11 protein-coding genes are annotated in these 12411 nt (G+C 68.4%); 6 read left to right on the top strand and 5 right to left on the bottom strand.

From position 1 onward, the window contains the following. Positions 1–7: 7 nt before the first annotated feature. The gene (locus tag AC3A6P_RS07230; protein ID WP_487690170.1) at positions 8–463 is read left to right on the top strand and encodes a Rieske (2Fe-2S) protein; all 456 of its coding nucleotides are present in this window, start codon (positions 8–10) and stop codon (positions 461–463) included. After that, positions 460–1401, top strand: coding sequence for an NAD(P)/FAD-dependent oxidoreductase (locus AC3A6P_RS07225; RefSeq protein ID WP_487690167.1), 942 nt, complete (start codon positions 460–462; stop codon positions 1399–1401). The genes AC3A6P_RS07230 and AC3A6P_RS07225 overlap by 4 nt, the downstream gene beginning before the upstream one ends. Positions 1402–1405: 4 nt before the next feature. Here the strand turns inward: AC3A6P_RS07225 and AC3A6P_RS07220 are convergent, their stop codons facing one another. Then, on the bottom strand, positions 1406–2110 hold the full coding sequence (locus AC3A6P_RS07220; RefSeq protein ID WP_487690165.1) for a cutinase family protein: 705 nt from the start codon (positions 2108–2110) through the stop codon (positions 1406–1408). 94 nt (positions 2111–2204) lie between these two features. Here AC3A6P_RS07220 and AC3A6P_RS07215 point away from each other — a divergent pair, with 94 nt between their 5' ends. Next, the gene (locus tag AC3A6P_RS07215; protein WP_487690163.1) at positions 2205–3119 is read left to right on the top strand and encodes a ribonuclease Z; all 915 of its coding nucleotides are present in this window, start codon (positions 2205–2207) and stop codon (positions 3117–3119) included. Between the two features lie 6 nt (positions 3120–3125). Here the strand turns inward: AC3A6P_RS07215 and AC3A6P_RS07210 are convergent, their stop codons facing one another. After that, complete coding sequence (locus tag AC3A6P_RS07210) at positions 3126–3770, bottom strand: cutinase family protein (protein WP_487690606.1); 645 nt, start codon at positions 3768–3770, stop codon at positions 3126–3128. A gap of 167 nt (positions 3771–3937) precedes the next feature. Between AC3A6P_RS07210 and helR the strand changes: the two genes are divergently transcribed. Further along, positions 3938–6154, top strand: a complete 2217-nt coding sequence (gene helR, locus AC3A6P_RS07205) for an RNA polymerase recycling motor ATPase HelR (RefSeq protein ID WP_487690160.1) — start codon at positions 3938–3940, stop codon at positions 6152–6154. Here helR and AC3A6P_RS07200 read toward each other — a convergent pair. From AC3A6P_RS07200 to AC3A6P_RS07190, 3 genes are read right to left on the bottom strand one after another with little or no spacing between them, the layout of a single operon-like run. Next, on the bottom strand, positions 6117–6836 hold the full coding sequence (locus AC3A6P_RS07200) for an NUDIX hydrolase (RefSeq protein ID WP_487690157.1): 720 nt from the start codon (positions 6834–6836) through the stop codon (positions 6117–6119). The two genes, helR and AC3A6P_RS07200, sit on opposite strands and share 38 nt — an antisense overlap. Before the next feature lie 24 nt (positions 6837–6860). Beyond that, positions 6861–8324: a phospholipase D-like domain-containing protein gene (locus AC3A6P_RS07195; RefSeq protein WP_487690155.1), complete on the bottom strand. Its 1464-nt coding sequence runs from the start codon at positions 8322–8324 to the stop codon at positions 6861–6863. 9 nt (positions 8325–8333) lie between these two features. Then, positions 8334–8717 (bottom strand): NYN domain-containing protein, encoded by a 384-nt coding sequence (locus tag AC3A6P_RS07190; RefSeq protein ID WP_487690152.1) that lies wholly within the window; start codon positions 8715–8717, stop codon positions 8334–8336. 64 nt (positions 8718–8781) lie between these two features. On the opposite strand from AC3A6P_RS07190, the gene AC3A6P_RS07185 reads away from it, so the two are divergent. Next, on the top strand, positions 8782–11316 hold the full coding sequence (locus AC3A6P_RS07185; RefSeq protein ID WP_487690149.1) for a DEAD/DEAH box helicase: 2535 nt from the start codon (positions 8782–8784) through the stop codon (positions 11314–11316). Positions 11317–11338: 22 nt separating this feature from the next. Beyond that, the gene (locus AC3A6P_RS07180; protein ID WP_487690146.1) at positions 11339–12409 is read left to right on the top strand and encodes an aldo/keto reductase; all 1071 of its coding nucleotides are present in this window, start codon (positions 11339–11341) and stop codon (positions 12407–12409) included. Positions 12410–12411 lie beyond the last annotated feature (2 nt).

Genomic DNA, 12411 nt, shown 5'->3' with positions numbered 1-12411 from the left:
CCTGTCAATGACGAAGCTGCGCAACGATCCCCACCACCACGGCGTCGACACCGCCGGTCCCTTCCCGCCGGTGACCCACGACCATCCGGTGTCCGCTGCGGGCCGGCGACTGGTGGCCGTCGACCAGCTCGGCAAACGGCGTGTCATCGAAGTGCGCACCGAGCACAAGGGGGTCCTGGCGGTCGGGATGACACCCGACGGCCGCCCGTTCGCGGTGAGCAATCTGTGCCGCCATCAGTTCGCCAAACTGGGGCGCGGTCGTGTCACCGACGATGGCCGCCTCGAATGCCCTTGGCACCGAGCCGATTACGATGTCGACACCGGCGCCATGTACTCAGGCCCCAAGGGACGTGTCTTCGGATTCAAGCCCTATTCGGCAGCTGTCTGCGCATTCGGCAGGATCGCCGGACTGCGAACCTTCCCCGTGGAACTCCGCCACGGAGCCATCTGGTTGAGCGAATGAAACCCGACATCCACTGGGAATGCGTGGTGGTGGGCGGAGGCGCAGCAGGGCTGAGCGCCGCCCTGGTACTGGGCCGAGCGCGGCGCCGGACCCTGGTGCTCGACGCCGACGAGCAGAGCAACCGGGCCGCCTCCGCGATAGGTGGACTGCTCGGACACGACGGCCGCCCGCCCGAGCAGCTCTACGCGATGGGCCGCGACGAACTGTCCCGCTACCCCACGGTCGAGTACCGCCGGGCATGGGCCCGCGAAGGCGCGCCCGCCGACGGCGGCTACTCACTGACCCTGGACACCGGCGAGACGGTGTATGCCCGTCGTGTGCTGCTGGCCACCGGGATGGATTACGAGCCGCCCAACATCCCCGGGCTGCGTGAGCTCTGGGGGACCTCGGTCTTCCAGTGCCCCTTCTGCCACGGCTGGGAGATGCGGGACCGGCGCCTGGCCGCACTGGCCAACGGCGACGAGGGCGTGCACGCGGCGCTCATGCTGCGCGGATGGAGCAATGACGTGGTGCTTCTCACCGACGACGCGGCCCAGCTCAGTTCGCAGCAGATGCAACTGCTGAACTCCGCCTCCGTCCGGATCGAACGGAGGCGGATCGCGTCGCTGCTCGGTGCCGGCGGGAGACTCACCGACGTCGTGTTCGTCGACGGAGATCGCTTGCCCCGTGACGGGCTGCTGGTCGAAGCCCCCCTGCGCCAGCGGTCCAAACTCGCCGAACAGCTGGGTGCGGTCTGCACACCGGGCCCGTTGGCCGCCGACTCCTTGGGTGTGGACCCGCTGTACCGGACGAGCGCGCCGACGGTGTTCGCCGCAGGCGACGTGTGCACGGAGCAACCGCACGTCGCGGGCGCGGTCGCCGCGGGCTCGCAGGCCGCGATGATCATCGTCCAGAGCCTGCTGGCCGACGAATTCGGCCTGCCGTACCCGCCGTCCTGACTCCTCAGAGGCGGCCCACCGCGTACGCCGCGCCCTGGCTGACCTGACCGTTGAGCGGGTAGAGCGCGTGCGACACCGTGGGTCCGCCACCGAAGACGCCCTCGCAGATGGTGTCGCCGGGTGCGCACAGGTCCAGCGTCTTGTCGGTGTAGGCGGGCCCGATCTCGATGGTCGGGGCGTTGAAGCTGCGCAGGAATTCATTGGAGGGTTTGCCGAAGAGCACCACGGCGGCCACGTTGTCGGCGACGTCCCCGGGCAGCGGCGGCGGCACCAGGTCGGCGGGGACATCTGCGGGCACAGCCGAGGAGGTGGTGAAGCCGGTCACCGCCCCGCCTTGTGAGTAGCCACCCAGAATGAGCCTGGTGTCGGGGCAGTTGGCCGCCATGTACTCGATCCGGGCTCCTTCGTCCCGCACCCCGGCGGTAACGCTGCGGACGATGTCGAAGCGGTCGTTGAAATTGCCGCTGGCCGGGTAGTTCACGGCATAGACACCTACCGAGCGGCCGCCGGCCTGGTTGCGCACGGAATCCACGAACGCCTGCCCGATACCACCGACTCCCGGGGCCTCCCCGGTGCCGCGGGCGAAGATCACCTCGGCATCAGGGCACGCCGGTTCGGCGGCGGCCACCGGCGCCGACAACCCCGCGACGGCCCCCGAAAAGCCCAGCGCTGCAGCCGCAACGGCACGCGTCACAACCCGACTCTTCATGGGACAACTCCTTCTAGCGGCAACGTCAGCGACGTTTGCCGCTAGAGCCATCAATACCCGCGGGAAGGGGGTCTTAACCGATAGTGTCACAACGGTGTCCGCCCGGGAGCTGATCGTGCTCGGTACCGCCAGCCAGGTGCCGACGCGACACCGCAACCACAACGGCTACCTGCTGATGTGGGACGGCGAGGGACTGCTGTTCGACCCCGGGGAAGGCACCCAACGGCAGTTTCTCTTCGCCGGAGTGCCCGTCAGCCGGGTAACCCGCTTGTGCCTCACCCACTTTCACGGCGATCACTGCCTGGGCGTGCCCGGCGTCATCCAGCGACTGTCCCTCGACGGGGCACGGCACCAGGTGCCGGTGCACTTTCCCGGTTCCGGGCAGGAGTACTTCTCCCGGCTGCGTCACGCCAGCCAGTTCCACGACACGGTGGACACCCCCGCCGTGCCGGTCTTCTCCGACGGCCCGGTGGCGACCGGGGAGTTCGGTGTGCTGGAGGCCCGCGCGCTCGATCACGTCGTCGACACCATCGGCTACCGGTTGACCGAACCCGACGGCCGCAGGTTCGACCCCCTGGCGCTGGCCCGGGCCGGGGTGTCCGGACCGGCTGTGGGCGAACTCCAGCGCCGCGGTTCGGTGCAGATCCAGGACCGCACAGTGGAATTGGCCGATGTCACTGAGCCGCGGCACGGCCAGCGGTTCGCGTTCGTGATGGACACCCGGTTGTGTGATGCCGTGTACGCCCTCGCCGACGGGGTGGACCTGCTGGTGATCGAGTCGACCTTCCTGCACGCCGAGGCCGACCTGGCGGTGCGCTACGGGCACCTGACAGCACGCCAAGCGGCCCAGGTGGCCCAGGCCTGTGGTGTCCGGCGGCTGGTGCTCACCCATTTCTCCCAGCGTCACCCCGACAGCCGCGCCTACCGGGACGAGGCCGCGGAGGTTTACGACGGCGACCTCGTCATTGCCGACGACTTGTCCAGAATCGCTGTCCCGCAACGGAACTGATGCTGCTCAGAGCCGGCTGACCGCGTACGCCGCGCCCTGGCCCACCATGCCGTTGACCGGGTAGAGCCGGTGAGCGGCTCGAGGTCCGGCGAGCACCCCTTCGCAGACGGCGTCACCTGGTGCACACAGCTCCAGTGCCTTGGAGGCGTACCCCGGTCCGACGGCCACCGAGCTGACGCTGTATCTGCTGACCAGCTCACCGGCCGGTTTGCCGAAGAACACCACCGCGGCGACGTGTTCGGCGACGTCGGCCGGCAGCGGCGCGGGCGCTCCGGTGGGCACCACTGAGGACGTGAGCATCCCGGTCAACGCGGCGCCTTGGGAGTAGCCGCCCAGGATCAGTCGCGTGTCCGGGCACGCCGCGACGATGGACCTCAAGTGCGCGGCTTCGTCCCGGATACCGTCGGCAACGGTGGCCGCGATCTCCGGTCGGTTCGAAAAGTTGCTGCTGGCAGCGTAATTCACCGCATACACGTCGACGGAGCGGCCCGCGGCACGGGCGCGGACGGCGTCGACGAAGACCTGCCCCACACCCCCGACGCCCGGCGGCTCACCACTGCCGCGGGCGAAGACGATCTCGATGTCCGGGCACGGGCCTGCCGACGCCGGTTGAGATGCCGGACCCAGCAGCACCGCACCGGCACCGGCCATCGCGGCGACGAGCGCTCGACCTCTCACGCACACCCTCCCCCGGTGACAGAAGGCGACGACTCCGTTTGCCCCTTTCAGGATAAGTGAGGACCCTGGACTTGCGGCAAGACCGGGGTGGTGAGAGACACTCGCTGGTCGGCGTCAACCGCCGAGGATCTAGGAGTCAGGTGTCAGACCACCAATACGAAAACGAGCTGCAGGCCGAGCAGAGCTATGTGACCGAGCTCTACACCCGGCTGGACACCGAGCGCGCCCGCCTGAAGGAGAGGTATCGCACGGCACTTCGCGGGCCCGGCGACGACCGGGAGGGCGCCACCCTGCTGGAGCGCGACGTCGAGGTGCGCGCCCTGGCCAAACAACAGCAGCGCCTCGAGGTGGCCGATCACGGGTTGTGCTTCGGGCGGCTCGACACTGTGGCCGGTGAACGGCTCTACATCGGCAGGCTCGGCATCCTCGACGAGCGCACCGACCACGATCCTCTACTGCTCGACTGGCGTGCACCCGCGGCGCGGGCGTTCTACGTGGCTACGGCCGCGAACCCGGAGGGCATGCGCCGCCGCCGGCAGTTCCACTCGCGTGGTCGCCGCATCGTGGACTTCACCGACGAGGTGCTCGGCCGCCCCGACGCCGGAGACGGCAGCCGCGACAGCGACGCCGCGCTGCTGGCCGCCGTCAACGCACCCCGCGGCGAGGGGATGCGCGACATCGTGGCCACCATCCAGGCCGAACAGGACGAGATCATCCGGCTCGACCATCCCGGTGTCCTGGTGATCGAAGGCGGTCCGGGAACGGGTAAGACCGTGGTGGCCCTGCACCGGGTGGCGTATCTGCTCTACACCCAGCGGGCCCGCTTCGAGCGCCACGGGGTGCTGGTGGTGGGTCCCAACGAGGCGTTCCTGAACCACATCAGCCGGGTGCTGCCGTCGCTCGGCGAGTCGGACGCGGTGTTCATGACCCCCGGTGATCTGGTGCCCGGTCTGCACGTATCCGCCGAAGACCACCCGGACGTCGCGCGGATCAAGGGTGGGTTGCCGATCCTGGACGTGCTCGCCGCGGCGATCGCCGACCGCCAGGAGCTTCCGGCCGACCCGATCCCGATCGAGCTGACCGACACCGAAGTGCGGATCGATGCCGCGACCGCCGAGTGGGCCCGGCAGGAGGCCCGCGACAGCGGGTTGCCGCACAACGATGCGCGGGCCAAATTCCGCGAGATCATCGTCTACGTGCTCACCGAGCGGGCGACCAGCCGGATCGCCCGGGGCTGGTTGAGCCGCGAGGACAAGAACGCCTGGGAGGATCTGCGGTCGGATCTGACCGAGGAACTCGACGACCATGAGCAGGTGAGCAAGGCGATCGACGAACTGTGGCCGATCCTGACCCCCGAGTCGCTGCTGGCCGGGCTGTACTCCTCACCTGAACGGCTGGCCGCGGCCGGCGGCGATCCGGCGCTGTTCCGCGCCGACGGGCACGCGTGGACGATCTCGGACGTCCCGCTGCTCGACGAGCTGGTCGATCTCCTGGGCCGCGACCGCCGGGCCGAGGCCGCCGCCGAGAAGGAGCGCGAAGAGGAGGAGGCCTACGCCGCGGGTGTGCTGGACCTGATGATCGACCGCGAGGATCTGATGGACGACGAGGACCACCTGCTGGCCTCTGATGTCATCGACGCCGAGAAGCTGGCGGAGCGGTTCACCGAGCGCGACAACCGGGAGTTGTCCGAACGTGCTGCCGCCGACCGGGATTGGACCTACCGGCACGTGGTGGTCGATGAGGCCCAGGAGCTGTCCGCCATGGACTGGCGGGTGCTGATGCGGCGCTGCCCGAGCCGGTCGTTCACCGTGGTCGGCGATCTCGCGCAGCGCCGGTCTGCCGCGGGGTCCACCTCGTGGGCCACCACCATGGAGCCGTACGTGGCGGACCGCTGGGTCTACAAGACGTTGACGGTGAACTATCGCACCCCGGCGGAGATCATGGCCGTCGCCGCGGCGCTGCTCGCCGAGATCGCGCCGGACGTCGCTCCCCCGGAGTCGGTCCGCGCCTCGGGCGCGCAACCATGGTCCCAACAGGTCGACGCCGACCAATTGGTCTCCGCCATCGAGGACTTCACCCGGGACGAAGCCGAGCGCGACGGCACCAGCGTGGTGATCGGCCCGCACGGTCTGCCCGGTACGGTGCCGGCCGCAGAGACCAAGGGGTTGGAGTTCGACGCGGTTCTGGTGGTGGAACCGGACGCGATCCTGGCCGAGGGCGCGCGCGGTGCGGCCGAACTCTACGTCGCTCTCACCCGGGCCACCCAACGACTCGGGGTGTTGCACACCGGTGCGCTGCCGTCCTCGCTGAGCGGGCTGGCTACTTCCAGGCGAACACCGGCTGCTCGAGGTCACTGACCGGGTCGGCGCGGCCCTCGAGGCCGAGCCAGCGCAACTGCAGCAGCACCGCTCCCGTCGGGGCGTGGATCAGGTCGCCTCCCAGGGGGATCTGCACCACCGGCCGGGGACTCTCCGGGATGTCGATGAACCGCGGGGAATCCTCGCGCTGCAGTTGATGCAAACCCACCCGGTACACCGCCACCACCTCCGCGGGTGACGGTTTCGGGTCCAGCCGGCCGCCACCCCAGAGGACCACCGGGGTGATGACGTAGCCGGACCGGGTCGGATAGTCGTCGAGCAACCCGAGCACCGTCGACTCGGGCAGCCGGACGCCGACTTCCTCGTCGAGTTCCCGCAGCGCGGCGTCCACGACGGTCTCCCCGGGGTCCAGCCGGCCGCCGGGCAGCGCCCATTGTGCGGCATGTGAACTCAGCCGAGACGCCCTGCGGCACAGAAAGAACGCCGCTCCGCCGGAGACATCCACCATGCGTCCGTCCAGATTGGCATCCGGCATCGGTCGCCCGGCGATCCAGTCGTCGACGGGCGCGGGATCCACCCGGTCCTCACCGACCTCGGAATCGACCAGGACGACCGCCACCGCGGCATGGCGTTTCGTCGGATCCGTCACCACACGGCGTTGGTGCCCGTCGAGATGGCCCCGGATCCGCTCCCGCAGTGCGTCGTCGTAGGTGATCGTCACCCATCGACCATAAGCGGGCCGATTTCACCGCTGGTCGTTGAGGCGGGCAATCCACCGCTGCAGGCTCCGGACGAAGGAGCGCGGAACGCGGTCGGGATCCATCAGGTCGTTCTCGGCCAACAGGCTGCCCTCGCCGGCGACCGTGCGCTCGGTGAAGCGGCTCAGCGTCCTGCCCCTGCCCTTGAGCGCCTCGATGGCCTTCAGCAGCGAGCCCTGCTCCGCCACGGCACGTTCGAACTCCTCGAGCGGAACGTCCAGGTGTTCGGCCACCAGGCCGTTGCGTACCGCGGCGATCGCGGCGCTGACGTTCTCGTGCCCGTCGTTCCCCGGGTGGGCCTCGAATGCCACATCGCATTCGCTGTCGAAGCCCAGGGAGCGATTGTTGAGGTTGGACGAGCCGATCCGGAGCAGCTGGTCGTCGATCACCATGACCTTGGAGTGCACGTAGATCGACTCACCGTGGGTGGTCACCGGCCAGTACACACCCAGACGCTCGTGCTTGTCGGCCGACCACAGCACATGCAGCATGCGGAAGCGGGCGCTGTCCATGGCCTGCTCTTCGAGCCGGCTCTCGGAGTGCCGTGGCATGACGATGACGACCTCGGGGCCGTCGGGCTCCTGCAGCCGGACCGCGAGTACGTCGACGATCTTGCGGGAGGCCAGATACTGGTTCTCCAGATAGATCGCCCGGTCGGCGACCGCCAGCGCCGCCAGGTTGAGAGCTTCCACCTCGCGCGCCTCGGACTGGCCTTCGAGCTCCGGCTTGGTGCGGGCGATGCCCACCTCGATGTCGCGCATCGTCGGTGGCAGATTGTCCGGCCAGACCGTGTGCGTGGCGTCCACCGGTTCGAGGGCCACCCCCGTCGCCGCATGCCAGCGTTCGCGGGCGTGCTCGGCCAGGGCCCGTGCGGCGGCACCGTCCACCGCTGCCACCACATCGTGGCGGGGACCGTACGCATGACCGACGTTCCTACGGAAGACGTTGTGGTGCAAGTGCTCCCGGGTGTCCCAGCGGTCGACGGTCAGATCGATACCGCCGCAGAACGCGATCGCGTCATCCACCACCACGATCTTCTGGTGCGGCACGGCACCTGTCGGGTGGACACCGTCGACGGCGAACTGCAGCCGGTCGCTGCTGAGTCGGTTCATCAGCGCCACCGGGGTCACCGCACCCCACATGGCCTCGAACGCCGAGATCAGCCGCACGTTGGAGCGCAGCAGGTGGATCTCCAGGTCGGGTCGGATCCGGACCAGGTAACGCAGCAACGTGCCCAGCGGGTTGGGCCCGGGCAGCGTCTTGCCGCCACGTTCGAGCAGCATCCTGGTGTCGAAATCCCAGCCGATGAGCAGAATGCGGCGCTGTGCCTGCAACATGGCCGCTTTCACGTGCCGGAAGTAGTCCTGCGCGTCGATGATGCACGCCACACGGTCGGCGTGTTCCACGCGCCAGCACGTCTGGCCTGCGACCAGCAGGCGACCGTCACGCATCTCGTGTATCTACCACAACGAAGGGTCGTCGAGAGCGCGGCGGAAGGCGCCGGCGGATGTCACGGTCGCTCCCGCCGCGCGCACGCGGTCGGCCAGGGTGCTGTCGGAGGTCACGACGGTCGATTCGCGGGGATCGTCTTGGGCCTGCACCAGCCGCACGATTTCGTCGTCGGCGGAGTTGGGAGCGGCTCGAGGCGCGTAGGTGACCTCGATGGTCGTCGACACGATGGCGGACGCGGGTGGGCGCTCGAACACCACGGTGACGGGGCCGGATCGCGCGGCCGCCCACCGGTCGAGCAGTGCGACAAGGTTCACCATGGCGCCGTGGCGGTCCTTCCACCAGCCGTCCGGCCTGCTGCCGATCACGTTCATGCCGTCGACGATCCAGCGCACGATGCGACGCTACCGGGGCCGGATTGCGTGAGGGCGGCGAATCTGAGGCAGGCTGGTACGCGAGATGAGTACTCCCCTGCTCGGCGATCCGAGCGACCTGTCCGCCCTGCGCGCCTTGGGCACCGACGCCGACGAGCTGTTCACCACGTTCGCGGCCTGGGCCGAGGGGAACGGCACCACGCTGTACCCGGCGCAGGAGGAGGCGCTGATCGAGCTGGTCAGCGGCGCCAACGTGGTGCTGGCGACGCCCACCGGCTCCGGTAAATCACTGGTCGCCACCGGTGCGCAGTACGCCGCACTCGCGGCCGGGCAGCGCAGTTTCTACACCGCCCCCATCAAAGCGCTGGTCAGTGAGAAGTTCTTCGCGTTGTGCGACGTGTTCGGCGCCGCCAACGTCGGCATGCTCACCGGGGATGCGGCGGTCAATGCCGACGCCCCGATCATCGCCTGCACCGCCGAGATCCTGGCCAATATCGCGCTGCGCGAGGGGGCCGATGCGCCGATCGGCCTGGTGGTGATGGATGAGTTCCACTTCTACGGCGACCCCGACCGCGGCTGGGCCTGGCAGGTGCCCCTACTGGAACTGCCGCACGCGCAGTTCCTGCTGATGTCGGCCACGCTGGGTGATGTCACCTTTCTTCGTGAGGACCTGACCCGCCGCACCGGACGCCCGACGGCGCTGGTGGCCGGGGCCGAGCGGCCGGTGCCGCTGTTCTTCTCCTATGCCACCACCCCGATGCACGAGACGATCCAGGATCTCCTCGACACCCAGCAGGCGCCGGTCTACGTCGTGCACTTCACCCAGGCCTCAGCGCTGGAACGGGCGCAGGCGCTGATGAGCGTCAACGTCAGTACCAAGGAGGAAAAGGCGGCCATCGCCGAGCACATCGGTGGGTTCCGCTTTTCCTCGGCGTTCGGCACCACGCTGTCGCGTCTGGTGCGCCACGGGATCGGTGTCCACCACGCCGGGATGCTGCCGAAGTATCGCCGTCTGGTGGAACAGCTGGCCCAGGCCGGCCTGCTGAAGGTCATCTGCGGTACCGACACCTTGGGCGTGGGCATCAACGTGCCGATCCGCACGGTGGTTTTCTCGGCGCTGTCGAAGTACGACGGCACGCGCACCCGGTTGCTCAATGCCCGCGAGTTCCATCAGATCGCCGGCCGCGCCGGGAGGGCCGGTTTCGACACCGCGGGCACCGTCGTGGTGCAGGCGCCCGATCACGAAGTGGAGAATCTCAAACAGTTCGCGAAGGTGGCCGACGACCCGAAGAAACGCCGAAAGCTGGTTCGCCGCAAGGCTCCTGAAGGCATGGTGCCGTGGGGCGAGTCGACGATGACCCGGTTGGTGGCGGCCAGCCCGGAGCCGTTGACCAGCAACATGCGCGTCTCCACCGCCATGATCCTCGATGTGGTGGACCGTCCGGGTGACCCGTTCGTGGCCATGCGCCGGTTGCTCACCGACAACCACGAGCCGCGCAAACGCCAACTCCGGCACATCCGGGAAGCCGTCGGCATCGCGCGTTCGTTACTGCAAGCCGGCGTGCTGGAGAGGTTGGCCGAACCACTTCCGGATGGCCGGCGGTACCGGCTCACGGTGGACCTGCCGCCCGATTTCGCCTTGAACCAGCCGCTGTCGACCTTTGCTCTCGCCGCGATCGATGTACTGGATTCCACCTCGGAAACCTTTGCGCTGGATGTGGTTTCGGTGATCGAAGCCACCTTGGAGAATCCCCGGCAGATCCTGGCGGCCCAGCTGAACAAAGCCAGGGGCGAAGCGGTGGCGGCCATGAAGGCCGAGGGCATCGAGTACGACGAGCGCATCGAACTGCTCGACGAGGTCACCTACCCCAAGCCGCTCGAAGAGCTCCTCGGGCACGTCTTCGATGTGTACCTGCAGACCAATCCGTGGGCGGCTGACGCTCCGCTGTCGCCGAAATCGGTGGTGCGGGAGATGTGGGAGCGGGTCTTCACCTTCAAGGAGTTCGTGAGCGTCTACGGGCTCACCCGTTCCGAGGGCGCAGTGCTGCGGTACCTGTCCGACGTTTTCAAGGCGCTGCGCTCCGGTGTGCCCGCGGCCGCGCGCACCGAGGAGGTCACCGATATCGTCGAGTGGCTCGGTGAGCTGGTCCGCCAGGTCGACTCCAGCCTGCTCGACGAATGGGAGCAACTCACCGACCCGGATCAACCAGTTGATGCACCGGTGGCGATACCGGCCCGCCCACGCCCACTCACCGGAAACGAACGGGCCTTCACCGCGATGGTGCGCAACACGTTGTTCCGCCGGGTCGAGCTGTTCGCGCGGCAGCGCTGGGACGAGCTGGGTGCTCTCGACGGCAACAAGGGGTGGCCGGCTGAGAGCTGGGAAGCGTTGGGCAACAGCTACTTCGATGAGCACGAGTTCGTCGGCACCGGCGCCGATGCGCGCGGCCCGGCGCTGCTGATCTTCGACCGTCAGCCGGGCCACTGGCGGGTGCGCCAGATTCTCGACGACCCCGCCGGTGACCACGACTGGGGCTTCGAAGTGCGCGTGGATCTGGAAGCCTCCGATGAAGCGGGCGAACCCGTGATCGAACTGGTGGATGCGGGCCGTTTGGATTGACCCTCCGCCTACCATCGACTACATGGCTGATGACCTCGCGATCTCCGACGTCCCGTTCACACACGACCCCTGGGTGGCCGCGCGGAACCGCTACGACGCCATGCCCTACCGCAGAGTCGGCACCTCCGGTCTGCTTCTGCCGGCGATCTCGCTGGGCCTCTGGTACAACTTCGGCGACAACAGGCCGTTTGATGTGCAGCGGGAGATCCTGAGGCACGCGTTCGACCGCGGGATCACCCACTTCGATCTGGCCAACAACTACGGCCCGCCGTACGGTTCGGCCGAGGAGAACTTCGGCCGGATGCTGCGGCGCGACTTCAAGCCCTACCGCAACGAACTGATCATCTCCACCAAAGCGGGCTGGGACATGTGGCCGGGTCCGTACGGTCAGCTCGGCGGCCGGGCCTACGTGCTCGCGAGCCTCGACGAGTCCCTCGACCGGCTCGGCCTCGATTACGTCGACATCTTCTACTCACACCGGATCGATCCGGTGACCCCGCTCGAGGAGACCATCGGGGCACTCGATACCGCTGTGCGCGCGGGAAAGGCGCGCTACGTTGGCGTTTCGTCGTACTCGCCGGGCAAGACAGCCGAAGCCGCGGCCATCGCACACCGGCTCGGAACTCCGCTGGTGATCCATCAGCCGTCGTACTCCTTGCTCAATCGGTGGATCGAAGGCGGGTTGACCACCGAACTCGCCCACGCCGGGATGGGGGCCATCGCGTTCACGGCGCTGGCGCAAGGGCTGCTGACGGACCGTTATCTGGACAAGCCCGCCGGTGACATCGACCGGGCCACGGCGCGTCCGACTTTCGACGACGGTCTGGTCACCGATCAGGTTCGCGAACAACTGCGCGGCCTGGCCGCGGTCGCCCGGCGTCGCGGCCAGTCCCTGGCGCAGCTGGCGCTGGCGTGGGTGCTGCGCGACCCTGCCGTATCGTCGACGCTCGTCGGCGCCTCCAGCGTCGCCCAGCTCGACGAAAACCTGGGCGCTCTCGACAATCTGGAATTCACTGCCGACGAGCTGGCCGAAATCGACCGCTATGCTTCGGATTCCGGTATCGACCTGTGGCGGGAGAGCTCGGACATCTGATC

It is taken from the genome of Mycobacterium sp. Soil_C_30 (assembly GCF_057656995.1).
The sequence above is the reverse complement of the archived record's forward strand: the minus strand, read 5'-3'. Positions and strand labels throughout refer to the sequence as shown.

Bases quoted from the DNA above. Each gene is read 5' to 3' on its own strand.
- AC3A6P_RS07185 (WP_487690149.1), top strand. From the start codon at position 8,782: ATGAGTACTCCCCTGCTCGGCGATCCGAGCGACCTGTCCGCCCTGCGC.
- AC3A6P_RS07210 (WP_487690606.1), bottom strand. From the start codon at position 3,770: ATGGCCGGTGCCGGTGCGGTGCTGCTGGGTCCGGCATCTCAACCGGCG.
- AC3A6P_RS07220 (WP_487690165.1), bottom strand. From the start codon at position 2,110: ATGAAGAGTCGGGTTGTGACGCGTGCCGTTGCGGCTGCAGCGCTGGGC.
- AC3A6P_RS07225 (WP_487690167.1), top strand. From the start codon at position 460: ATGAAACCCGACATCCACTGGGAATGCGTGGTGGTGGGCGGAGGCGCA.
- AC3A6P_RS07230 (WP_487690170.1), top strand. From the start codon at position 8: ATGACGAAGCTGCGCAACGATCCCCACCACCACGGCGTCGACACCGCC.
- AC3A6P_RS07195 (WP_487690155.1), bottom strand. From the start codon at position 8,324: ATGCGTGACGGTCGCCTGCTGGTCGCAGGCCAGACGTGCTGGCGCGTG.
- AC3A6P_RS07180 (WP_487690146.1), top strand. From the start codon at position 11,339: ATGGCTGATGACCTCGCGATCTCCGACGTCCCGTTCACACACGACCCC.